Source organism: Photobacterium sagamiensis, from assembly GCF_050337085.1.
GTDB lineage: Bacteria > Pseudomonadota > Gammaproteobacteria > Enterobacterales > Vibrionaceae > Photobacterium > Photobacterium sagamiensis.
Map to the genome: position 1 here is coordinate 36,643 of NZ_JAKJSP010000007.1, position 22,329 is coordinate 58,971.

Sequence of the window (22,329 nt, forward strand, 5' to 3'; positions counted from 1 at the left end):
GGAGCCAGTTGGCTCCCTTTTTTTATTGAAGTGAAGCAAAAAAAGGGGGCGGTATTGTTAGTAATGCCACAGCAAAAATACTGCGTTATTTCTTTGCTGAATTTGCGCTAATCAAAGCGTAAGCGTTTTATACTACTGACAATTTTCTGACATTGCCTGGTGATTGAATGTTAAACTCAATGGATGAAAAAGTATGCGCTGTTAATTTTACTCATTGTTTCAGGGGCCTGTTCTGCTGCAGATCTAAGCTTGCCTGATCGTTTAAGCGCGGTACGCTCTGACTTGTTTAAGAGTGAGCCATTAGCAACATACGATTTTCGCCAGTTACAAAGTTTATATCCCACACCGTTGCTGTTGCCATCAAGCTTGCTTCCACAATCAGCTAACTATCCGCTGAAGTCAATTAAACGCCTTTATCAGAATTCGTTAACGTGTAAAGGGCCGTGGCCCGTAAGCCCGTTAGTAACACAGCCTGTGGTTTTTACCCGAGCCCTCTGTAACGATACAGTGTTACCTAAAGGCTGGTTTGTCCGTTCAGGTTATATTCATCCCGGCGGTGGAAGTTATGCCTCTCGCTTTTTGGAGAATCATCCTGACCGTGTCGACAGTCTGACTGAGTATTTGCATATTCAGGAACGTGCACTTTCACCAACCAATACGGTGTTGGGTCGACTGCAACGGATGAGTAGTGAAGAAGTGACCGTTTTTATTGCCGGCGCAGAAGCATTTATTTCAAATGGTGAGTTATGGTTCCGAAATGGCAATGAATACCATGTGTACGATCAACCAACATGGTCGCTTGTGCTAAATCGGTACGATATCCATTTTCAGCGGCTAAACAAATCAGATTTTTGTTTAGTAAAAAGCGGAAACATTTGCTGGCAAGAAGAAGATAAGTCGTATTTAACCTTTTATTTGTTAATAAGCCTATTGGTTGTTAACGTAGGCTTATTAATTGGATGGGTAGCTTACCGTTGGCGGATCCGCCGCAGAGCAATGCAGGAACGTATGCTTGTCTTGCAGATCCTGACTCACGAGCTTCGGACGCCCATTGCAAGCTTAGCGATGACAGTAGAAGGTTTTCGCCGTCATTTTGATGATTTACCTGAGTCACTGTATGATGAGTTCAGGCGCTTAACTGAAGATTCAAGACGTTTACGTCAACTTGCAGAAGCCAGTAAAGATTACCTTCAGGCAAATCAACAGGAGTTAAGCGTTCATCAAGTTGACTCATTTAATGAGTGGATTGAGTATTTAAGTGAACCTTATGATGTAACACTGTTCTTACCTGAAGACAGGGCAGTAAAAGTCAACATCTACTGGCTGGGCACTTGTATCGACAACTTATTGTCTAATGCTCAGAAATATGGTGTTGCACCAATGACATTGACCTCATCGTTCAATGATGGAAAGTTGATTGTAAGAGTGGAAGATAAAGGACTGCTGGGGCCCAAAGACTGGGCTAGATTGAGGAAACCCTTTGTCAGTGAAAAAGGCTTGGGGCTTGGTCTTACAATCGTTGAATCGATGATCCACAGAATGGGTGGACGGCTGAAATTACAAGGTCCGCCAACAACGTTTATTTTGGAGATACCGTGTGAATCAAACTCTGCTACTGGTTGAAGATGACCGCAACCTTGCTGCTGGTTTACTCGAGTGCTTAAAGGAAGCGGGCTATGAATGCCTATACGCCGATTGCGCGACTAAAGTTGCAGACTTATGGCAAAATGCGGATCTGGTGGTACTTGACCGTCAGTTACCGGAAGGTGATTCATTAGATTATTTGCCTGATTGGCTGAAAATTAAGCACGTGCCTGTCATTTTATTAACGGCGATGGTGTCAGTCACAGACAAAGTCGTTGGCTTAGATTCAGGTGCGAAAGATTATTTAACCAAACCGTTTGCTGAAGAAGAGCTACTCGCTCGAATTCGGGTCCACCTCCGAAATGGTGAACAGGAGACGCAGGCTGCAAACATTATTGCTGTTGGTGACATTACGATTAACCTGGATAGTCGCGAAGTACAACAGGGTGGTGACGCTGTCACATTAACGCGCACTGAATTTGAGCTGCTTCTGTTCCTCGCCAGGCATGCTGGCCGCGTGTTTACCCGTGACGAACTTTTGGATAAGGTTTGGGGCTATAACCATTACCCAACAACTCGTACTGTTGATACTCATATTTTGCAGTTACGTCAAAAACTTGCTGGTATTGAGATCGAAACACTGCGAGGTGTCGGCTACCGCATGAAATCCTGAAACCAATGACCAAACTCTCTTTTACTTGTACGCTTCTCTTGTTGCACTCGGCGCTATTCGCGTCGGGTGCTTCAGCTACATGGTTTACAGGTAAAGATCTGTACACCGCTGCGCATCAACGCTTGCTGAAAGGTGAAACGTCGGCCAGTTTTGAATCCATGATCCAGGCCTGGCAACAGACGCCTAATGCTGAACAACGCATTAATCTTAATAATCTGTTAGAGCTTGCGATATCAGAAGATTGTGGTCATAGCCTTGAGCAAAAAGTTTTGCCGCCATGGTTGTCGAAACTATCCATTCAGCGCGAGGTTATTCAGAACCTGAACCAGGTCACGCTTAAGGTATCCATTATTGGTTTGACTCAGGCTAAAATTGAATCAATCAAATTAACCAAATGGCCTGATGAAACCATGATTGAGCGTTCTCCAGTGATTGAAGAAGGGGGCGATTTTTCAGTTGAAGCCCGGCGATTAGAAAAACCAATCAATGCTGGTTTGTATAAATTAACGATTAATGCTGAAGGTGAACAAGCCTGGATCAGTTGGATACTCTTAACGGAACCTTCGTTTAAACAGCGCATTGGTTGGAAAGACAGTAAAAACTGGCGTATTGAACGAGGTCAGTTATCTAACCCTGCATGTCCATCACCGGTATTATCCATTAACTTATATGATCTGAATGACACAACTTGGACGCCGTTATGGACCGAACAAGTGGATGGAAAGCTACCAACGACTTTACCGAAAATAGATGTCCCTGATGGTAGATATTGGTTAAGCGTCGGGTTAATCGATAGTCGCTGGCAAGGCGAAATATCGATTCTTGATATACAACGTATCACTCGGCCAGTCGATCACCCCGATTTTTAACCTGATGAGCAGGCTAAAACCTGCCATTCGTTCAATTTTGATTTATATTTAAAAAGTTGTATTTTAATTGCACCTTTAAAGGTGTATGATTTATACATGTTTAAAGGTAGGTCAAGGTATACCTATGATGCAAATTTTAGATAACGAGAAAGAACAACGAATTATCCCCTTTTTTCGATTAGCTTTTCGTCCGTTTTTTCTTGGTGCGAGTATTTTCTCTGCAATATCAATGATTGTCTGGGCTCTGTTCTGGTCTGGTACCGTCGATGTTTCTCAGTTGATGTATGGCAATCCTATTTGGTGGCATAGCCACGAAATGCTGATTGGTTTTACCTGTGCCATTATCATCGGCTTTTTGCTGACGGCAGTGCAAAACTGGACCGGTAACCCTGGTATAAGAGGGGGAAAGCTGGCAGTTATCTTCCTGTTTTGGCTTGTAGCACGTATCGGTCTACTGCTGGGTACGCCGAACATGATTTGGATGATCATTGATCTGATCTGGATCCCATTAGCCGCTTATTTCCTGGCAAAGCCAATTGTGCAACGAAAGCAGTGGAACAATTTATTTTTTGCGCCTTTACTGCTGGTATTAACCTACTTGAATGCTAAGTTACACCTTATTAGTTTAGGTGTGACCTTTGGTGCAGAGCAATACGATCTGCGTTCAACGGCGTTAACTATCGTCACTGTCATTTCCATTATTGTACTTGTTGTCGGCGGCCGTGTTATTCCGTTTTTTACCTGGCGTGGTACCAATACGGAACAAATTACTCGTATTACAGCGATTGAATTGCTGGCAATGCTTCCGAGCTGGTTGCTGGTATTGAATGTGTTATTGCCCGTACCTCAGGCAATCAATCAGGTTACTCTGCCGGCATTGTTCATATTAACCGGCTTCACCCATCTTATTCGTTTTGTGCGCTGGCGTAGCTTTCAGACACTGAAAACACCTTTACTATGGTCACTGCATGCAGCTTATATCTTTATGATTATTGGTATGTTTATGCTAGGTCTGCACTTTATGTTTGGTGATATAAGTTACAGCGTCGCGTTGCACTTTATTACCGTTGGCGGGATCGGTGGCATGATCTTAGCGATGATTTCGCGCGTGTCTTTGGGGCATAGCGGACGTCCGCTACAGGTGGGACGCTGGGTTGTTTGCGCTTTCATTGCGATTATTCTTTCGGCATTGGCTCGCACGGTCATGATTTTGTTATTGCCGTCTTTAGCGATAAATGGTTATGTGATCTCAGCGTCGTTATGGGTTATCGCGTTCACCATATTCTCTGTGTTGTATTTCCCAGTGTTAACACAACCACGCCTTGATGGCCGCCCGGGTTAACGTTTGGATTAGCTTATAGTGAGAGGCGGGTAACGGCTAACTGCAGGCAAAGAGTGACAAGCTTCATGTTTAGTCCTAAAATGACCGCCCCTTTAGAGATGCAGAACAATAGCTATGTTTAATAATACGCCGACGTTGAATCACGAAGAGCAACAAAAAGCCGCTGACCGAATTCATGAATTCATGGCGAAAGGGATGAGTAGCGGAGAAGCGATTCTGATTGTTGCTAACGAGATCCGTGAAGCAGCAGCGAAGAAACAGGCTGAGCAAACCAGCGAAGAAGAATAACAAACGGCTCCTTTTTAGGAGCCGTTTTTTTTAACAAAATGTGCGTTAAATCTCATACACTTCATGTAAATTTAGTATATTCAGTCTCGCTGGAATAAAATATATGTTGAGTGTTATTTGCTCAGTTTGATGTAGTGGTTTTAGTTAGGGGGCAGGATGAATAACCGTTATATAAAAGCGCGTACATTGGCCAGAGCTAAGCATACTGGTCAAATGTATGGCAAGCTCCCTTACTATGTTCATCTTGAAACCGTCTCTCGCCTTGCAAGCCCTTTTGGTATTGATGCAATGATTATTGCGCAATTGCATGATGTTATGGAAGATACTGTAACCAGTGTCGATGAAATTGCGGCTGATTTTGGTTTTCTGGTTGCTGATGCCGTTCAATACATGACTGATGGTAAATTGGAAGACAGAACGAAGCGAAAGATAGCGATTAACCAACGCTTAGCACTGTTGGATACCGGTGAAGAAGCGGCCCGATTGGCTTTGATAGTAAAAACCTGTGATCGGTTAGCTAATGTCAGGGCGAGTAAAAGCACATCAAAACGGCATTATGAGATGTACCGGCAAGAGCATCCTTCGTTTAAACAAGCGGTCTACCGAAAAGGATTATGTGAAGCACTTTGGTGGGAACTTGATAGCCTGCTTGATAAGCATTTTTGACGTTAAGCGATAAAACGAAGGCTTTCATTAGCAAGCCTTCGTAAGTCAGTTTAAACCGTTTTATTCGTTATCATAAATTGTCGGGATCGGCTGACGCTTGTGTTGCGTTGCCTGATAAATTTCCACAAGGCGTTCTGCAACCTCGATCTCGACAGGTTTGCCTTCCAGGAAGTCATCAATCTGATCGTAGGTTACCAGAAGTGCATGTTCATCGGGTTTCTGTGGTGCCAACTCTTCCAAATCTGCTGTCGGTACCTTTTTAACCAGTAATTCCGGTGCACCCAGTGCCGCAGCAAGTTGGCGAACTTGGCGTTTGTTCAGGCCAAATAAAGGTGCAAGATCACAAGCGCCGTCACCAAACTTGGTATAGAATCCCGTGATATTTTCAGCCGAATGATCGGTACCCAATACCATGCCACCAACAAGGCCAGCAATTTCATACTGGGCAATCATCCGGGTACGTGCTTTTACATTGCCCTTAACAAAATCAATTTTGGCGTGGCATGAAGGAAGCAGGTCTGTTCCTTCAAGCGCAGCTAAGGTACTTGCGTGCGCACCGTCTACACCGTCCTTGATATTCACGCTAACAGAGTGGGTTGGCTTAATGAAAGAAAGGGCTAGCTGCGCCTCATCTTCATCGTGCTGCTCGCCGTAAGGTAGGCGTACTGCGATAAATTGATGATCTTGAGTATTGCTTTCGTCATTCAATCTGTTGATAGCCAGCTGAGCCAACCGTCCACACAGTGTGGAGTCAACGCCACCGCTGATCCCAAGAACAAGGGATTTACAGTTGGCTTGCTTCAATTTATGTTGAATAAAGCTGATACGGCGTTGAATTTCAAAATCAACATCAATTTCGGGCAATACGCGCATTTCAGCGCGAATAAGCTGTTCCATAGTGAATGAATCCTTAAGTGGGCTTAGCCCAATTTGTAATCAGTTAAATGGGTTTAATACGGAAAAGTGATTTTTACATTAAACCTTTGGCAAAATCATGCGATAACTCTAAGGCAGGATCAATGCCGAACTGCGAATAAAATTTAAATTGAAGCGATTTCCACCAAACAAAGTGAAATTCGTTTGGAAATAGTATAAAAAGAGGCCATTCAAACGATGACGCAATCTACTGCCGTTTTCGGAAGTGCATTTAACCCACCAAGTTTGGGACACAAGTCTGTCTTGGAACGACTTAGCCATTTTGATCAAGTCTTGCTGCTTCCTAGTTATGCCCATGCATGGGGTAAGGTGATGCTTGATTACGATGCGCGCTGCGAACTGGTTGAGGCGTTCATTGACGACCTGAATCAACCCAACCTGTTACTTTCAAGACTTGAAGAAGAAATGGCTGTTGGCGATGAACCAATTACAACCTATGCGGTATTAACTGAACTCCAGAAGCGAATGCCTGATACCGAGTTAACCTTCGTTGTTGGCCCAGATAATTTTCAGAATTTTGATAAGTTTTATAATTCTGAGCAAATATTGTCACAGTGGCAAGTACTGGCGTGTCCGGAAACCGTAAAAATACGAAGTACGGTAATACGTGATAATATTGTCAAAAAGCGTCCTATTTCACATTTAACGACACCAAAAGTAGCTAGACTTTTAGTAACTGATGAGAGATATTTTTTTGATAAGGCTGAAGGCGAAGGCTAAAGGCTCTTTTGAATAAGGCGTAATTTGAAGCGTTGTAAGATAAAACTACTTACATTCCTGGCTATAGCTGTTGTTCTTGTTTCGTGGGAAGTATTTGCATTATCCTGTAACTACTACGATTCAGAACAACTGTCTGCTATGTCTGACGATGAAAGGTTGGTTTATCTTAAGTCTTGCCCATCCTCTTCAATTGATCACCCCGAACACCCAAGTGCGGATGATATAGCATTTATCACGGAACAAAATTCAGATTGGACCGAAGATAAAGAAGCATCTGGTAGCGGTTTCTGGGAAGACTGGGCAAGAGATGGTGACTCACCGTTTCTTATTAAAAAATCGGCTTCAACTTTTTATGGGTTAGGCGCTTGGTTACCAGCAAAATATGATGAGCAAGAGATCGAGACTATTCAAGATGCTCAGGAGTGGATTAGAAATCACGGTCTGCAGATGAGCTTCGGTATTGGTGGTGAAGATGGCGATTCACTAAGACTTCGCGTTGACTACCGTTGGCATGAAGACGAAAATGACGATGTCTTTTTGCAAGTCGAAATACCGTTCCAGTAATTACGGTCATGTTGTTCAGAAAGCAACGTATTTACGTCGCTTTTTCTTGCCAGCCTATTTCCTATTCGCTTAGTTAGATGTTAGCTCAGTTAGACTCTACAGTTAAAACGGTTCGCCCGTAATAGGTTGGGCCAGTGCTTTTAACGTATCAACGGATGTATGCAGTTGTTCTGCAATTTGAGGTAATTTTCGGCCTGACCGAGATAGCTTTAATGCTTCACGTAACATTATGCAGGTTTCGAACTCATGAACCGTTACATCTAGCAGCTTTGCCAGTTCAGTCTGCGCTGCAGAATCAATAACCTTTTTACCCGCCAATAAGGCTGATAACGCACCATGATAATTTTTTGCTAAATGCGGAGAAGCAAATTTAGAGCTAACCTTAAGCTGTGTAGCTTGGTCAGCCATTACACGTAACAAACGCCCGTAAGGATCTTTCCAGTTTTGTTTTGATTCTGAACTATTGGCGAGCTCAATAAGTACCGAACTTAGCAAAGGTGTCACTTTAAAAAAGCCAGCTTCTTTGCACAGTGAACTGGAGTTGTTATCAGCCTTCTCAGAAGCAGTAACACGAACAGAGATCTCAACTTTATAGAACTGGCTGCCAGGAAGTACGGTCAAAGCATGCAGGCAATCGAAAGGGACCCAGAAGCCTGTCCCTTGGGTGATCAAGAACTCTTGTTTACCTAAGCGGATTAAAGCTGATCCTTTTGTCACAACAATCATATAAGATGTATTGCTCTTGCGACGAGGCCCAACATAAAGATAAGTCTGATCGTTTTTAGTAAATTCAATTGCCTGTTTCATAATGACTCTCTAGCAGAATAGCCCGCACATAGTGTTCTGTTTTCCTCGGAGCGTCAACATCAGACGAGTCAATGGCCGAGAAATTGGTGATTTTTGCATTGAACTGATGTCTAACTGGCTAACAAAGATCGATAAAATGGCTAAAAATCACACTTAATGGCCTGGTAAGACCTCCAACCACTGTGGTTGTTGCGTCATGTCATTGGGTAATTTCCTATTTCTAAGTAAAATAAGCCCGTTTTTACTACAGACGAAGCATAATTGTGCAAACAGATAACGATATATATAAAGAAATTCGTCCCTATAACGATGATGAAGTGAGTGATGCTATCTCTCGTCTCATTGACGATAAAGAATTTATTACGGCAATTTTACATTACCGTTTTCCTCTGCTATCCGGCATTTTTGGATGGCTACTGACACCGATAATCAAGCGTTTCTTAGTAAAGAAATGGTCGAATGTTAAAACCGTTGAAGATGTTCAATCTCATGTTTCCAAGTACATGAAGGGAACGATAGACCATTCATGTGACGGTGTAACATTTAACGGGCTTGATCAGCTGGATCCGAATCAGGCCTATCTTTTCGTTTCAAACCATCGTGATATTGCGATGGATCCTGCCATGGTCAACTGGTGTCTATTCCAAGAGAAACGCAAAACTGTTCGAATAGCGATAGGTGATAACCTGCTTAAAAAACCATGCGCGACAGAGTTGATGCGTTTGAATAAAAGCTTCATCGTGAAACGCTCGTCGAAAGGGCCTCGTGAAATGATGAAAGCGATAGGCTTGTTGTCTAGTTACATTTCGCATTCTTTAGAAACTGGGAATTCTATCTGGATTGCACAGAAGGAAGGCCGTGCTAAAAACGGTAACGATAGAACAGATCCGGCTATCTTAAAAATGTTCAATATGGAAGGGCGTAAACGTAAACAGCCTTTCCCCGAATTTATGGCCAGTTTAAACATCGTTCCTGTGGCAATCTCTTATGAGAATGATCCATGTGATGTCGCGAAAGCGAATGAACTCTATGAAAAACAGACTTCAGGTTCTTATGAGAAAGGTGAATTCGAAGATATCGAAAGCATTATTCAGGGAATTGTGGGACAGAAGCGCCACATCCATGTCAGCTTTGGTGATGTAATTAAATCGTCATTTGAAACACCAGAAGAACTGGCTGAAGAAATTGATCGTCAAATTACGGCTAACTATCGGCTGTTTCCTGCAAACTATATTGCGGCTGGTATTGAAGATGAATCTGTCACTGAAGAAGAAAAAACGCGTTTTGAAGATAAGCTGTCTGCATTACCTGATGGTGTAGCGAGCATTCTCAAAGATATGTACGCATATCCGGCTTTGAAAAAACAATAAGCTTGAACTATAAACGAAGGCGATAGCATACAACTATCGCCATGTTTTATTTTCCTTGACGGCGCTATGCTAGTACCTAAACACAGTAAAGATGATTGATTGAACAGATTAGTTTTTTATCGATGAAGCCAAACCGTCGTCATCCTCGAAATCGCTTAATGTTGATCTTTTCATTATCGATTGGATTTGCAGTAGCGATTATCGGGGATCCACAGTCCACTGAACCTTCCGTGCATGATGGATCCCTGATAACCGCCAGGTGAGTTTTGAGAAAGCCTGCAAGTTCAGTGTTTGGCGGTTTCTGGGATGACGGACTTCGACTGTTTTAATCAATCATCTTTACTGTGTTTAGGTACTAGCACGTTCACCTCAGCAATGTTTGTTCCTAATGGCTTTCTCTACAGTGTATCGCCTGTAATTGTACTCAGGGTTCTGACAATGGCTTTCGGGGAAATAACCTCAACTCGCCGATTCTGCTGCTTTGCCTGTTCACTATTCCCCATACTCAGTGGTTCATCGTTACCTAAAGCAACAAGTTGTATCCGCTCTTCCTCAATACCGAATACAGATGAAATGTATATTGCTACGCTGAAAGCTCGCTCAAAAGAGAGAGTTAAATTGTATTCGTTAGAACCATTGTCATCACTATGCCCAATCACGATCAAATGACTGTCAGGGTGCAGCCTCAAGCGTATCGCGATGGGATCAAGTGCTTGTTGGTTCTCAATATTTAATTCAAAACTGTCCTTTTCAAAATATACAACTTCACGTTGTTCAGGCAGGTTAACCAATAGCATTTTTGGTTCAGGAGTCGACGAAAAAGAGGGGGTGGTCGTGACACTGTCACTTGTGTTTAGTGTGCTGGAAGAACCACTGCAACCGAACAGGCTGAACAGCAAAATAGTAAAAAATAAAGATGGAATTACATTACGAAAGTAAGTCATTTATAAACCTGAAGAACATAAGCCTTTCCTTTAGGTTTAGAACATTCAACGGGAAACACAATGTAATTAATGAGAAGAAGCAAAGAAAGGGTGGTTAAGTTGAACGTTGTACCACCCACATGCTTTTATTTTAGCTGTTCTCTATTATCGGGTTCATTTTTCGATAAGGAGGTTGAGACATACGTTCAGACATAAAATCGATGAAACATCTTACTTTCGGTGCCAAATATTTCCGCCTTGGGTACACCGCATAAATTGGAAGTTCCATATCAGCTTTCCATTCTGGCAGCAACTGAACGAGCTTGTTGGTTTCAAATTCGTCGGTGAGCAGGTAAGTTGCAAGATAGGCAATACCTAAACCACTTTTTGCTGCTTCCAATACGGCAGGTGCATTGTCTATGCGGTAATTACCACGAGCTCGAATTGATTGGTGAACACCATCACGGGTAAATTCCCAATTGATATATTTACGTTCACGGCTTTGATAGGTAATACAGTTATGATGGCGTAAATCACCTGGTACTTTGGGTGTACTATTTTCAGCCAAATAATCAGGTGAGGCGACAACAACGAATTTACAATTTGAGAGTTTCCTCGCCACCATACCTTCAGGTGGATGCTCATGAATCGCAACCCAGCAATCGAAACCTTCTTCCAATAGGTTAGGGCGATGATCAAACAGGCTGACTTCCAGCTCTAAATCGGAATGGGCTTTTTGAAACTCGGCCAAGGCCGATGTGATGTTCGAATTGCCGAATGACTGACCAATGCCAACACGAAGTACACCTTTAACTTCATTGCGATAGCCCGCCACCATAGCTTCAGCTTCATTCACAATATCTAGCAGTTGCTGACCATATTCACAGTACTGTAAACCAATATCCGTTAGTGCAACCGTCCGGGTGCTGCGCTGTACCAACTGACACCCCAGTCTTTCTTCAAGAAAACGAATTTGCTTGCTGACCTGAGATTTAGAGATACCAAGCCGTTCTGCCGCACGAGTGAAATTTTGCTCATGACCGACTGTTGCAAGGATAACCATTTGTTGAAGATTTTCTAGCATAGTGGAGAACCATTAGAACTGATTAGGGGAGTATACCACTGATAAACGTAAGATTTAATAATACTGAATTCTACCCGTCACACTGTAACAAAATAAAAGTAAGTAAGTCTTGCCTGTAATTCGCAGTTGAATTTTCGGCTATAAAAAACTTAGCTAGTCATTTCTTATTTTATAAATATAGAAACACGTCATCACACATGCAGATCCAAGTAAAGTGTTCGCATTTCGAATGTATCGCTGCAAAACAGTCATTTATAGTGTGCGCTTACTTTTGTTGTGCATTTGTCAGATAGTTATAAATCAAAGGCTTACGTCGACCGTTCGTGTGTGTAAACAATCAAAGTCGATATTATCTAATATAATTACAGAAATCACCTAGACAGGATTATATTCGGATCTATCGCTTGATCTTTATCCGAATTACTTCAAATGATAGATTAAATCAAAGCTAACGATTTAATTAATTATATGTTTGCGGATAGTATACGAATCAAAAGGAGGTAACATGTTCAACGTTTTATGGCATTTCTTTGTTTTAGGTTTGTATAGTTTTGGCGGTCCAGCCGCGCACATTGGTTATTTTCAGACAAAGTTTGTTGAGAAGTTAAAGTGGCTGAAAGAAGAAGATTTCACCCACGCGGTTGCTTTATGTCAGTTTTTACCTGGTCCGGCTAGTAGCCAGCTAGGTATGTATGTGGGCTATAAAAAAGCCGGTTATGCGGGGGCGATGGCTGCTTTTGTGGGTTTTACGTTCCCATCGTTTGTTTTACTGACATTCTTTGCGGTGGCGAATCAGAAGTTCAATAATGTCGAATACGTTAATACATTCATTCAAGCTGCGAAACTTCTCGCTGTCGTGGTGGTTGCCGATGCTTTGTGGGGGATGACGAAGAAGCTCATCACCGATAAGCTAACCATTGCTGTGGCTCTGCTAACGGCCATATGGTTATTTTTCAGTACAGGGTTAATCGGGCAGATTTTACCAATACTTCTGGCCGCTTTGGTTGGTTTTATGATGTCATTTTCATCAGATAAAAACAGCCATAGCAGGACAGTGAATGATTCGATTCGGCCAAATATTCTGATCTTGCTGATATTTATATTTCTTTTACTTGGCATGCCGTTACTAACAGTTGACTCACCGTTAGCGGCCATTTTCAATGTATTTTATCAGGCCGGTAGTTTTGTTTTCGGTGGCGGGCATGTGGTATTACCTCTGCTTGAACCAATGCTAGAGGGCATGGTTGAACCGGACACATTCATCACGGCCTACGCGTCGTCTCAATTAGTTCCTGGTCCTATGTTTACTATGGCCAGTTATTTAGGTGCAGCAGCATTAGGAACCGCACCAATTCTAGGCAGTGCTATCGCTACCATAGCTGTATTTATGCCAGGAAGCTTATTACTGTTCGCATTCTTACCAGCCTGGAAAGCGCTTTTCAGTCATTCTCGTTTAAAAGCGTCTATAAAACTGGTCAATGCCAGTGTGGTTGGCTTATTGGCCAGTGCATTTGTAAAGCCAGTGATTACAACGTCTATTGGCTCGCTGACCGATGTGATAGCAGTGGTTGTGGGATATGGATTGATTAAGCACGGTCGATGCCCGGTTTGGCTGCTAGCTATTCTCCTCTTCGTCTATAAATCATTCATATAATCATCTAGTCGCTCTTTAATGGAGCGGCTTCTACTTTTTATAATTAAAGTTAATGCGTGTAACCTTTGCGTATTCCTGTTGCTATCCTAACGCACTATAACTATATATATAACCTACAATAATAATCCTAATTTCGACGAAACTAGAAAAACACCATAAATCAATAAGTAGGATTAAATTGGTCTAGTACGGGAAAGTATAAATGATTGTTCTATGACCTAATTCCAGTTGGCTGGAGTTGTAACATACTTCACCTGATTGGTATGAAGGGTAGGTGGTGGGATAAGAAACCCAGTTATATCGCCACCAGAATAAGGCTGGTGTTTGTCGATGAGGTGCTGCTTTACTATAATTCAATGACAAGTGAATGATTTTTTATGACTAATTCAGGTTTGGCTGTTTTTAGCAATGACTGTTTTAAGTCACCTTCATTTAAACGGTAAACCGGTTGTGTCGATAGAATTTGTCCCACAATAGCAACGATGGGTGATATCAATTGCTTATTGGCAAAAATCCCCAGGTCGTCTGGTGTTACATTTAGGGATTCAACATTTAAATCGTTTAGGAAAATAGCGCCTTCGTCTTCATCGTAGTAGGGGATTGCGCTGAAACTTATATCTACCTCAACCTTTTGCTTTGGTTGGCCTGTGATCATCAGCTCGGCTTGGCTTTTAGCATCTAAACTCACTCTGTCTTCTGCAATACGACCGATACCAACCTTAATATCATTAAAAATGATATTGGCATGAGCAATGCCCTTTACACCGATTGTTCTTTCAAAGCTTGTGCGACTATCAAGATATTCCTGGATTTCGGATTCGGTGACACTGTAACTTGCGCAGCCAGTGATAAGTAGTGTAAGAATAGCGGGGATAATGTACTTCAATGTTTTACCTATCAAATAGTTAAGGCTTGAGTATATCGATAAGTATTAGCCTTTATTTATGTAGTTGCCATAATATTTTCAATAATCTGTTAAAAACAGTATTTAAATTCTAGTTTATAAAGTTTTGCTAGCTGAATCCTATACTTTTCACCTTGCTTAACTGTGTATTTTTGACGCATTTTACGATTGATTTTAATGATTTTTTCCTTCGTCTCGAGACATTTCTGCTTCTTATCGATCTTGGCTTCTATTGGTAATACAGGGTTAAGTAAAAAAATGAGTAAGACTCCCAGCCATGCCGCTTTGTATTTCATTATTTTGCTCATTCCATCAAGGTATGAGCTATTGATACACGATGCGAATGTTCTATAGCAAGGAGATAAACATCGTGATTTTTAATATGCCGATCCAACTCTGAATAACTGGTGTGAAGGCTCGACAGTTGTCATAACCGTGAGATCTTGGTCAAGTAGGCAAACAAGGCTTAAAGCAAAAAGATACAATTTCAGGAGGTTATTAAAAATGGGGGGAGGTTGTTCCTAAAGAGCACTAATTACTTAGTGCTCCCACGTGAGGTGACAGGGTCACGTGTTGTATTATGCCGTTTCGGCAAAAAGAGTTTCCATATCGTAATTATCACGATGCAGGGTGTTTTTAAGTTTCTTCAAAGAGCTAACCTGCAGTTGACGAATACGTTCACGAGTTAGACCAACTTCATCAGCAACTTGTTGAAGTGTTTGGGTTTCATAACCCAGCAAACCAAATCGACGGCAAAGAATCTCGCGATCTCGTTGATTTAAACTCTCTAGCATTGCCATAGCCAACTTACGAACATCATGTTGATCGACATGCGTTTCAGGGCTAGTTGATGAATCATCAGCAATGAAGACTGAAATCGACTGAGAATTAGCGTCATCACCAATCGATTGATCGATTGACACTACCGGCGCATCATAAGCAAGCATTGAAGTAATATCTTCGACACTACGTTCAAGCTCTTTAGCTACTTCTTCATGACTAGGGTCATGACTGGTATTCTTCATCAACCGCTTATGCGTTCTAAAAATAGTATTGATTTCTTTAGAAACGTGCACAGGTAAACGAATAGTACGGGCTTGGTTATGAATGGAGCGCTCTATGGTCTGCTTTATCCACCATGTAGCGTAGGTTGAAAAACGAAAGCCCCGCTCAGGGTCGTATTTATCAACGGCTGTGATTAGGCCAATGTTTCCTTCATCAATCAGATCACTGAGTTGCATGCCACTACCGCGGTATTTCTTAGCAATACTCACGACAAGGCGTAAGTTACTTTCAATCATTACCTTTTTAGCCGCCATATCACCAGTAAGGCTCTTACGGCTATACAAGATCTCTTCTTCTTTCGTCAGGAGGGGCTTATGTGCGATTTCTCTTAAGTACAACTGAATTACATCAGCATCGAAGCTTTGCGTCTCATTTTTTGTGATATCCATATCGATCCCCTAACAGCAAATTGTACGGAGGTACTTCTCTTATATTTATCTGCAACACTTAAAACATTATCATACACCAATGGTATATACTACATGTTGAGTATTGGGTTATGTCAAATTGGCATAAAACTTTGATGTATGATTAAAGGTGGGGTTGATAGTGCTGATATCACTCCAGTTGAATGGTGAAATTGGAATAAATGATGCGGTTAATAAAGCATAGTGTACTGATGGTAATAATTATTGATTTATCAATAGCTTGCTCTTATGCCTTGGCAGAAGAGCAATCGTTGCTGTGTACGCTAAATAATTCCGACAATGCTTTCCTTTATTATCCAGAACATCTGATTTTTGCGACGCCCGATTATCTTATTTTCCAGAATGACGAGGGGCAGGTGATCACACATGTTGATATAAGTACGCAAGTTTTTGTTCGCGTTACACATACGACAGATCCATTCGAAGAAAAGCCACAAATGTTGATAGGATATTGCGAAAAGGTGAGGGAAGCTCTGTCGACATGGTTGCTCGACTAGCCTCATGAAATCGCTCTCAGTACACACGGGGTGACGGTGTCACTTCGTGTGTTTGCTTTGCCCCTGAAATCATTCTTTGGTGCCAAGACAAACCTTAATCTGCTCCCCGTTCAGGGTTTCATGTTCTTCAAGTTCATTAATCAGGTTATCCAGCTCTTTCCTGTGACTTACAATTAAATCCATAGCCTGTTTTTCGGCATTGCCTAGAAGCTCTTTTACAGCCTTATCCACCAACTGCGCCGAGTTTTCGGAAAAGTGACGCGGCTGGGCTATTTCTTTGCCAAGAAACGGATGCTCCTCACTATTGCGGAGATCCACTGGACCAATTTCCTTCGACATACCCCAGCGGGAAACCATGGCACGCGCCAGTGCAGTAGCCTGGGAAATGTCATCATCGGCACCGGAACTGACGCTGCCTAAAAGTTCCCTTTCAGCACTTCGTCCTCCCAGCATCACTACTAATCGTTCTCTCAAATAATCTTCTGGTAGCGTGTATCGCTCGTGTTCGGGTAATTGATGAGTTGCACCTAAAGCCCTGCCTCGGGGAATGATACTCACTTTATAAATAGGATCTGCATGGGGAAGAAAATAGGCAAGCAGCGCGTGACCGGATTCATGCACTGCCAGACGATGTCGCTCTTCGGGCTGAATAGCCAGGGTGCGTACCGTTCCCAGCATGAGCTTGTCCCGTGCTTCATCAAAATGAGTCATGCTTACTTTAGTTGCCTTATCACGGGCAGCCAACATAGCCGCTTCATTAACCAGATTTTTGATATCGGCACCTGAGAAACCGGGTGTTCCGGATGATATCTGCTCAAAAACCACGTCGTCACCCAGAGGAACTTTGCGAGTATGAACCTTCAGAATGGCAATACGATCATTGCGGTCTGGTAATTCCAGCATCACATGACGATCGAAGCGACCCGGCCGTAAAATAGCCGGATCCAGTACATCTGGGCGATTGGTTGCACCCAGTACAATGATGGCTTCATGGCCGCTAAAGCCATCCATTTCAGCGAGAATCTGGTTAAGGGTTTGTTCGCGCTCATCATGGCCGCCACCGAGACCCGTACCACGGGTACGGCCAATGCTATCCAGCTCGTCAATAAAGATAATCGCCGGTGAGTTTTTCTTGGCTTCCTCAAACAGGTGGCGAACTCGAGATGCACCAACACCCACGAAAACTTCGATGAATTCAGAGCCTGAAATGGAATAGAACTTGACACCGGCTTCACCGGCCAAAGCCCTGGCCATAAGTGTTTTGCCTGTGCCAGGTGGCCCCATCAGCAACACCCCGCGTGGCACTTCGGCGCCAAGCTGACGAAATTGAGTGGGATGTTTGAGGAATTCAACTAATTCGGTGACTTCTCGTTTAGCGGTATCCTGACCAGCCACATCATCAAAAGTGATATCGGGAATTTCAGCAGCCTTGGTAGAGCCGCGCAGAAATTTACCCAACTCGCCTTTGCCGCCCAGCCCGCCTGAAATATTGTGCTGTGCCCGATTAACAACCCAGAACCAGAAAGCAATAATAAATATCCATGGCAACATACTAAGCAGTATCGGCCACAAGACCCCATCAGTATCTGGTGGAAGTACTTTTAATTCAACACGCTGTGCTTCAATAGCGGGTAAAAGACTTTCGTCGCCAATATCGGGAATGCGTGTTTTGAAATACCTGCTCAACTCTTTCTGCGGACCAATGTTCGCAGCTTGCAACAAAGTACCTTCAGCCTTATTGCCCTTTAGTGTGACTGACACCAGCCCACCATTATTCAACAATTCCTTGAATTCGCTATAGGGTATGTCATAGGCAGGCTCTGTTACCGGCCTTTGTGTCAGAGAAAAATAAAGCGTGACCATCAATCCAATAATGACCATTGCATTGATGATCCAATTATTTGGGATAGGCTGTTTTTGCGGATGTTGAGATTCTGGCATTAGTCCTCCTGCGGTGCAATTTATTAATTTGAGATACTTTTGCAAATGCAGAATATTCTATTAACCTTTCTCTTTAATGCTGCTGTCGGCTCTAATTAGATGGCTAAATTTACCGTACCACTACAATCTATAATAGTGCAGGACTGAAAAGGCGCATCAAATCATAGTGATCATCAATAAACACTGACTTACATTGATATCCGTCCAGCTGTTTAGCGACTCTTTTTAGCTTCACCATCTACAAGATATTTCAATCAGGCGACAAATCTTGTAACAAAAGAAAACTCAAATAGAAATTAAGTGGTTGAAACGTATGGTTAAAAGACAGAAGGTAAAGAAAGGGGGCGGATTTCGTTCTTTAATAGATAATATGATTCGCAATACTGAAGGTGAACCAATTGAATACTTCGGATATGGCAGAGAACGCCAACCCGACGAATCTCCCTTCGAGTTATCTGCTGAAGGGCTGGTTTGTGTGGTTTCCAATATTGTTGAGAAGAACCAACAGCCGCTTATTCAGGAATCTGGGATTTATTTTGCGCTCGGTCAATGGATTGTCTCTCAGTACAATGAATTCCATGAGGTTACTGTCTATGGGCCATTTGATGATAAATTAGCAGCTTTAGACTATGGACGTGAGCAACTAGGTGTTGTCAGCTATCATTCTTTTCCTGTTTTCGACGTGTTTTAAAAGGAAAAATGGACTTTGAAATTTTAAAATCACTCGCATTTCTCGGCCTTTTTGCCCCAATTTCCATGCAATTAAAAAAATGATCACTTTACCTTCACTATCCGCAAAAAAAGCCCCATTCATACAAACGAAAGGGGCAAACTGGTTAGTATCGGTAACTCCAATGCGCATTACGTTAAATCGCTACCGAACTGGAGTAAAACACCCACACACAACGATTACTCATCATTCATCTTGTTAGCATGATAGCAATTTGACATTGCTATCATATACCCGTTAATAAAGGTTGCTTTCGCTTCATCATTAAAACTTGAGAACCCGCGTTCTTCGATTGCATTTAATGCGTTATCTAACCAGTGTTCTACTGTTTTTACAACTACTTGCTCTCTCTCTATCTGAGCTAATACTTCTTCTGGTGTAAGTTTCATCATTCTTTCCCAACCTTTTTATCCATAGTAAGTAAATAATAGATTGTTGGTGCAGATCATATGAGCAAATTATAGTAAATCGCAATTGTGGGTAATGATGATACGCCGAATTGCAACTATTATTATTTTATAGGTCTCATAAAAGGAGGTGTGTATGCATCGTGTTGAGAATCGCGAAAGGGTATTAACGTTCTTGGTCAACAAAGGTTTGTGCAGCAGAGAATACGCTGTATCTTGGTATGAGCATGAACAAATTCCGGCCTTCGACATGGAAACACCTGAACACATAGTTAAAAGTGGGCAAGTCAACGCACTGTTAGATTACCTAGAGGCGGCAACATTTGAGAAAAAATTGAAACCTGAAGGTGACACTGATGAGGATGATTACCAAGTTATTGTTCATGGTGAATCACTCGGAATGAATCAGCCAGATAAAAACTCTTAATTAATGTGGGCTCATTATGCAGATGAACACAAAGGGGTTGTATTTTGGTAGGTGTAATACAATTACGTTAATGAGCTAAATTAACTATGTTTAGCTCATTAGATAAAGACTCTGTCTAATCAGCTTTGATATATTTATATTTATATTTTTGATATGCACAACAAGCTAAAATGTATTATTTCACCTTTCTTAGTAACTCTTTCGACCAAACAAGATGTGTATTTATGATGGTTTTATTGCTGTATGCGATATCAGGCCGTCACTATTTAATATGCGTAAAATCAAAGTAATACGACCTTGTTAGACTGGTTTCTATTTGACTTTGTCAGACTTTTGTCAATTTATCTGTATTTTGAACGCTGGCTGTTGATGCATGAAATCAATTTCGAGTATATTAATCGTGCTTTTATATCAGCAGCTAAAAATTCCATTAAGGGGTTAATTTGGATTAATTAATATTTTGAATAGTATTCAACTACTCAAAATATTGATTGATATTAAATAGATAAATACAATTATATTGGAAGTACCCATGCGATTATTCTCATTATTATTTGTTTCTATGTTCTTGATTTCAGGATGTGGTTCTGGTGGTGGCTCAGAGAGTGGACAGGACAGCGTCTCTAACTCAGGAAGTGACATTTCAAATTCCGGTGATTTCAATGGAACACCATCAAATCCGGATGAGGGTAATAGTAATGCGCAAGGCCCTGTTGATTCAGGTAATGGGGATTCATCACCGGCTCCAGCACCATCTCCAGTACCATCTCCAGTACCATCTCCAGCACCGGCTCCAGCACCATCTCCAGTACCATCTCCAGCACCGGCTCCAGTACCATCTCCAGCACCGGCTCCAGCACCGGCTCCAGCACCGGCTCCAGCACCGGCTCCAGCACCGGCTCCAGATCCAGCACCTGTTACAGGTTTAGAGCAAGAAATGTTGACAGCGGTTAACGCTGCACGGGCTACCGGTTATGACTGTGGTGGAACCTTTATGCCAGCGGTAGCTCCGTTGACTTGGGATGCTGATCTTGAGCAAGCTGCGTTTGTCCATTCTAGCAACATGGCTAACTACAACTTCTTTAGTCATACCGGTCAAGATGGTTTAAGTGTAAGTGACCGTGTAACAAATCAAGGTTATAATTGGCGTGCAGTAGGAGAAAATATTGCAGCGGGTCAGAATGATGTTAATGCTGTAATGACGGGTTGGTTAAATAGTCCAGGCCACTGTAAAAACATCATGAGTGCTAATTTCACTCAGATGGGTGCATCATTTGTGAATAATTCAAGCACTCAATATGGTATTTACTGGACCCAAGTATTTGCTGCTCCAAGAAGCTAATCTCATTGAGCGCTGGTTGTTAGTTACTACCAGAGTATTTTGATAACGTCACCTGGCCGTCACTGATATAGTGGCGGCTTTTTGACAAATGTCACAGAGCTACAAGGTCAGTAAATCTTGCAGGTACAATCAAATACTTCTTAGGCGTTTATGAAACATGCTCTTACAGTGGTCATTGTAAGTGATTGATCCTTAGAACCAAATCCCTGACATGGCTTTAATGAACGTTATCAATTAAGTGAATTGTTAATCTTGTTATGCCGAGATATACAAAACAGGATCATTGATATAATGTTAGGCAATTCTTGAAAATGGACAGTAAGGAAAAAGGATGTCTGAATATACAGCTGTAATTCGATGGAACCGTAGTGAAGATGAAATTTTTAGCGACAATCAATATAGTCGCGGTCATATTTGGGAGTTTGATGGCGGTGTAACTGTTCCAGCTTCATCTTCACCTCATGTTGTCCCATTACCATATTCAGTTGAAGCCAACGTCGATCCAGAAGAAGCGTTTATAGCGGCCTTGTCTAGTTGTCACATGCTGGTTTTTCTCTCAATTGCAGCAAAACGTAAGTACGTAATTGAAGGGTATGTCGACAATGCTCTTGGTGTTATGGAAGAAGACGCTGATGGAAAAACATCAGTGACAAAAGTAACTCTACGACCTCATATCGTATTTTCCGGTGAACGACAGCCAACGTTTGAGCAACTAGAAAAAATGCATCATATGTCTCACGAGAACTGTTTTATAGCAAACTCGGTCAAAACAGAGGTGACGACTGAGATAATTGCCTAACAATCTGCTCAAATGGGCGCCATTGCACTCAGCATTTTCGGTTTGAAGTGAATAGGCTTGGCAAGTTAATCGAAAGCGTCACTTAGCCCCCTGTGTCAGGATAGTTGTCACCCCTTAGTTTTCATCTAATTGCTAAAACAGGGAGCGGTAACCTAGGTTGTAATGAATCTATATTCTCCAGAAAGAAAAGAGGCGGTTTTAAGCAAAGTTCTTCCACCTCAATCACGATCAGTTAGTGAAGTTGCACAAGAGGAAGGCATTCCGTACCACACCTTGTATCATTGGCTAAAACAGGTAAAAAACAATGGT

Annotated in this window: 26 protein-coding genes; 16 read left to right on the forward strand and 10 right to left on the reverse strand. The window is 42.1% G+C overall.

Annotated features, from left to right (window positions below):
- The first annotated feature begins 183 nt into the window (after positions 1-183).
- The 6 genes from vxrA (at position 184) to L4D76_RS00890 (ending at position 5,422) form a co-directional block, all read left to right on the forward strand.
- Positions 184-1,623, forward strand: a complete 1,440-nt coding sequence (gene vxrA / locus L4D76_RS00865) for a sensor histidine kinase VxrA (protein WP_428439040.1) — start codon at positions 184-186, stop codon at positions 1,621-1,623.
- Positions 1,598-2,257, forward strand: a complete 660-nt coding sequence (locus L4D76_RS00870) for a response regulator transcription factor (RefSeq protein ID WP_428439041.1) — start codon at positions 1,598-1,600, stop codon at positions 2,255-2,257. Before vxrA ends, L4D76_RS00870 begins: the two co-directional genes overlap by 26 nt.
- A 5-nt stretch (positions 2,258-2,262) precedes the next feature.
- The gene (locus tag L4D76_RS00875; RefSeq protein WP_428439042.1) at positions 2,263-3,126 is read left to right on the forward strand and encodes a DUF2861 family protein; all 864 of its coding nucleotides are present in this window, start codon (positions 2,263-2,265) and stop codon (positions 3,124-3,126) included.
- Positions 3,127-3,250: 124 nt separating this feature from the next.
- Positions 3,251-4,468, forward strand: a complete 1,218-nt coding sequence (locus L4D76_RS00880) for an NnrS family protein (RefSeq protein WP_428439043.1) — start codon at positions 3,251-3,253, stop codon at positions 4,466-4,468.
- A gap of 114 nt (positions 4,469-4,582) precedes the next feature.
- Positions 4,583-4,756, forward strand: coding sequence for a YoaH family protein (locus L4D76_RS00885; RefSeq protein WP_428439044.1), 174 nt, complete (start codon positions 4,583-4,585; stop codon positions 4,754-4,756).
- 156 nt (positions 4,757-4,912) lie between these two features.
- Positions 4,913-5,422 (forward strand): phosphohydrolase, encoded by a 510-nt coding sequence (locus L4D76_RS00890; protein WP_428439045.1) that lies wholly within the window; start codon positions 4,913-4,915, stop codon positions 5,420-5,422.
- A 60-nt stretch (positions 5,423-5,482) separates the two neighbouring features.
- Here L4D76_RS00890 and nadE read toward each other — a convergent pair whose 3' ends face one another.
- Complete coding sequence (nadE, locus tag L4D76_RS00895; protein ID WP_428439046.1) at positions 5,483-6,319, reverse strand: NAD(+) synthase; 837 nt, start codon at positions 6,317-6,319, stop codon at positions 5,483-5,485.
- 216 nt (positions 6,320-6,535) lie between these two features.
- Between nadE and L4D76_RS00900 the strand changes: the two genes are divergently transcribed.
- Positions 6,536-7,078, forward strand: a complete 543-nt coding sequence (locus L4D76_RS00900; protein ID WP_428439047.1) for a nicotinate-nicotinamide nucleotide adenylyltransferase — start codon at positions 6,536-6,538, stop codon at positions 7,076-7,078.
- Positions 7,079-7,102: 24 nt separating this feature from the next.
- Positions 7,103-7,642 (forward strand): hypothetical protein, encoded by a 540-nt coding sequence (locus tag L4D76_RS00905; protein WP_428439048.1) that lies wholly within the window; start codon positions 7,103-7,105, stop codon positions 7,640-7,642.
- A gap of 102 nt (positions 7,643-7,744) precedes the next feature.
- Here the strand turns inward: L4D76_RS00905 and L4D76_RS00910 are convergent, their stop codons facing one another.
- The gene (locus L4D76_RS00910) at positions 7,745-8,449 is read right to left on the reverse strand and encodes a hypothetical protein (protein ID WP_428439049.1); all 705 of its coding nucleotides are present in this window, start codon (positions 8,447-8,449) and stop codon (positions 7,745-7,747) included.
- Between the two features lie 263 nt (positions 8,450-8,712).
- Here L4D76_RS00910 and L4D76_RS00915 point away from each other — a divergent pair, with 263 nt between their 5' ends.
- Positions 8,713-9,819, forward strand: a complete 1,107-nt coding sequence (locus L4D76_RS00915; protein ID WP_428439050.1) for a 1-acyl-sn-glycerol-3-phosphate acyltransferase — start codon at positions 8,713-8,715, stop codon at positions 9,817-9,819.
- Positions 9,820-10,217: 398 nt separating this feature from the next.
- Here the strand turns inward: L4D76_RS00915 and L4D76_RS00920 are convergent, their stop codons facing one another.
- Positions 10,218-10,763 (reverse strand): OmpA family protein, encoded by a 546-nt coding sequence (locus L4D76_RS00920; RefSeq protein ID WP_428439051.1) that lies wholly within the window; start codon positions 10,761-10,763, stop codon positions 10,218-10,220.
- Positions 10,764-10,893: 130 nt separating this feature from the next.
- Positions 10,894-11,826, reverse strand: coding sequence for a LysR family transcriptional regulator (locus L4D76_RS00925; RefSeq protein WP_428439052.1), 933 nt, complete (start codon positions 11,824-11,826; stop codon positions 10,894-10,896).
- A 505-nt stretch (positions 11,827-12,331) separates the two neighbouring features.
- On the opposite strand from L4D76_RS00925, the gene chrA reads away from it, so the two are divergent.
- Entirely contained in the window at positions 12,332-13,480 is a 1,149-nt protein-coding gene (chrA, locus tag L4D76_RS00930; RefSeq protein WP_428439053.1) for a chromate efflux transporter, read from the forward strand.
- Positions 13,481-13,826: 346 nt separating this feature from the next.
- Here the strand turns inward: chrA and L4D76_RS00935 are convergent, their stop codons facing one another.
- The 3 genes from L4D76_RS00935 to rpoS all read right to left on the reverse strand — a co-directional run bounded on the left by L4D76_RS00935 (position 13,827) and on the right by rpoS (position 15,838).
- Positions 13,827-14,366, reverse strand: coding sequence for a YceB family lipoprotein (locus L4D76_RS00935; RefSeq protein WP_428439054.1), 540 nt, complete (start codon positions 14,364-14,366; stop codon positions 13,827-13,829).
- Between the two features lie 89 nt (positions 14,367-14,455).
- Positions 14,456-14,680: a hypothetical protein gene (locus tag L4D76_RS00940; protein WP_428439055.1), complete on the reverse strand. Its 225-nt coding sequence runs from the start codon at positions 14,678-14,680 to the stop codon at positions 14,456-14,458.
- A gap of 282 nt (positions 14,681-14,962) precedes the next feature.
- Positions 14,963-15,838 (reverse strand): RNA polymerase sigma factor RpoS, encoded by an 876-nt coding sequence (rpoS, locus tag L4D76_RS00945; RefSeq protein ID WP_428439056.1) that lies wholly within the window; start codon positions 15,836-15,838, stop codon positions 14,963-14,965.
- Between the two features lie 230 nt (positions 15,839-16,068).
- Between rpoS and L4D76_RS00950 the strand changes: the two genes are divergently transcribed.
- The gene (locus L4D76_RS00950) at positions 16,069-16,374 is read left to right on the forward strand and encodes a hypothetical protein (RefSeq protein WP_428439057.1); all 306 of its coding nucleotides are present in this window, start codon (positions 16,069-16,071) and stop codon (positions 16,372-16,374) included.
- 69 nt (positions 16,375-16,443) lie between these two features.
- Here L4D76_RS00950 and ftsH read toward each other — a convergent pair whose 3' ends face one another.
- Entirely contained in the window at positions 16,444-18,315 is a 1,872-nt protein-coding gene (gene ftsH, locus L4D76_RS00955; RefSeq protein ID WP_428439058.1) for an ATP-dependent zinc metalloprotease FtsH, read from the reverse strand.
- Positions 18,316-18,628: 313 nt separating this feature from the next.
- Here ftsH and L4D76_RS00960 point away from each other — a divergent pair, with 313 nt between their 5' ends.
- Positions 18,629-19,006 (forward strand): hypothetical protein, encoded by a 378-nt coding sequence (locus tag L4D76_RS00960; RefSeq protein WP_428439059.1) that lies wholly within the window; start codon positions 18,629-18,631, stop codon positions 19,004-19,006.
- 218 nt (positions 19,007-19,224) lie between these two features.
- Here the strand turns inward: L4D76_RS00960 and L4D76_RS00965 are convergent, their stop codons facing one another.
- Positions 19,225-19,437, reverse strand: coding sequence for a hypothetical protein (locus L4D76_RS00965; RefSeq protein ID WP_428439060.1), 213 nt, complete (start codon positions 19,435-19,437; stop codon positions 19,225-19,227).
- Between the two features lie 151 nt (positions 19,438-19,588).
- Between L4D76_RS00965 and L4D76_RS00970 the strand changes: the two genes are divergently transcribed.
- Positions 19,589-19,879, forward strand: coding sequence for a hypothetical protein (locus L4D76_RS00970; protein ID WP_428439061.1), 291 nt, complete (start codon positions 19,589-19,591; stop codon positions 19,877-19,879).
- 659 nt (positions 19,880-20,538) lie between these two features.
- Here the strand turns inward: L4D76_RS00970 and L4D76_RS00975 are convergent.
- Positions 20,539-20,793, reverse strand: a complete 255-nt coding sequence (locus tag L4D76_RS00975) for a hypothetical protein (RefSeq protein ID WP_428439062.1) — start codon at positions 20,791-20,793, stop codon at positions 20,539-20,541.
- Between the two features lie 23 nt (positions 20,794-20,816).
- Between L4D76_RS00975 and L4D76_RS00980 the strand changes: the two genes are divergently transcribed.
- From L4D76_RS00980 to L4D76_RS00990, 3 genes are all read left to right on the forward strand, one after another.
- A complete protein-coding gene (locus L4D76_RS00980) occupies positions 20,817-21,221 on the forward strand; it encodes a CAP domain-containing protein (RefSeq protein ID WP_428439063.1) in 405 nt (134 codons plus the stop codon).
- A gap of 331 nt (positions 21,222-21,552) precedes the next feature.
- Positions 21,553-22,020 (forward strand): OsmC family protein, encoded by a 468-nt coding sequence (locus tag L4D76_RS00985; RefSeq protein WP_428439064.1) that lies wholly within the window; start codon positions 21,553-21,555, stop codon positions 22,018-22,020.
- 162 nt (positions 22,021-22,182) lie between these two features.
- Positions 22,183-22,329 (forward strand): transposase (locus L4D76_RS00990; protein ID WP_428439070.1); only part of this gene is annotated, 147 nt, incomplete at its 3' end.

Coding starts and splice junctions, on each gene's coding strand:
- vxrA (WP_428439040.1), top strand. CDS start 184: ATGAAAAAGTATGCGCTGTTAATTTTACTCATTGTTTCAGGGGCCTGT.
- L4D76_RS00875 (WP_428439042.1), top strand. CDS start 2,263: ATGACCAAACTCTCTTTTACTTGTACGCTTCTCTTGTTGCACTCGGCG.
- L4D76_RS00880 (WP_428439043.1), top strand. CDS start 3,251: ATGATGCAAATTTTAGATAACGAGAAAGAACAACGAATTATCCCCTTT.
- L4D76_RS00885 (WP_428439044.1), top strand. CDS start 4,583: ATGTTTAATAATACGCCGACGTTGAATCACGAAGAGCAACAAAAAGCC.
- L4D76_RS00890 (WP_428439045.1), top strand. CDS start 4,913: ATGAATAACCGTTATATAAAAGCGCGTACATTGGCCAGAGCTAAGCAT.
- nadE (WP_428439046.1), bottom strand. CDS start 6,319: ATGGAACAGCTTATTCGCGCTGAAATGCGCGTATTGCCCGAAATTGAT.
- L4D76_RS00900 (WP_428439047.1), top strand. CDS start 6,536: ATGACGCAATCTACTGCCGTTTTCGGAAGTGCATTTAACCCACCAAGT.
- L4D76_RS00910 (WP_428439049.1), bottom strand. CDS start 8,449: ATGAAACAGGCAATTGAATTTACTAAAAACGATCAGACTTATCTTTAT.
- L4D76_RS00920 (WP_428439051.1), bottom strand. CDS start 10,763: ATGACTTACTTTCGTAATGTAATTCCATCTTTATTTTTTACTATTTTG.
- L4D76_RS00925 (WP_428439052.1), bottom strand. CDS start 11,826: ATGCTAGAAAATCTTCAACAAATGGTTATCCTTGCAACAGTCGGTCAT.
- chrA (WP_428439053.1), top strand. CDS start 12,332: ATGTTCAACGTTTTATGGCATTTCTTTGTTTTAGGTTTGTATAGTTTT.
- L4D76_RS00940 (WP_428439055.1), bottom strand. CDS start 14,680: ATGAAATACAAAGCGGCATGGCTGGGAGTCTTACTCATTTTTTTACTT.
- rpoS (WP_428439056.1), bottom strand. CDS start 15,838: ATGGATATCACAAAAAATGAGACGCAAAGCTTCGATGCTGATGTAATT.
- L4D76_RS00950 (WP_428439057.1), top strand. CDS start 16,069: ATGGTAATAATTATTGATTTATCAATAGCTTGCTCTTATGCCTTGGCA.
- ftsH (WP_428439058.1), bottom strand. CDS start 18,315: ATGCCAGAATCTCAACATCCGCAAAAACAGCCTATCCCAAATAATTGG.
- L4D76_RS00960 (WP_428439059.1), top strand. CDS start 18,629: ATGGTTAAAAGACAGAAGGTAAAGAAAGGGGGCGGATTTCGTTCTTTA.
- L4D76_RS00965 (WP_428439060.1), bottom strand. CDS start 19,437: ATGATGAAACTTACACCAGAAGAAGTATTAGCTCAGATAGAGAGAGAG.
- L4D76_RS00970 (WP_428439061.1), top strand. CDS start 19,589: ATGCATCGTGTTGAGAATCGCGAAAGGGTATTAACGTTCTTGGTCAAC.
- L4D76_RS00980 (WP_428439063.1), top strand. CDS start 20,817: ATGTTGACAGCGGTTAACGCTGCACGGGCTACCGGTTATGACTGTGGT.
- L4D76_RS00985 (WP_428439064.1), top strand. CDS start 21,553: ATGTCTGAATATACAGCTGTAATTCGATGGAACCGTAGTGAAGATGAA.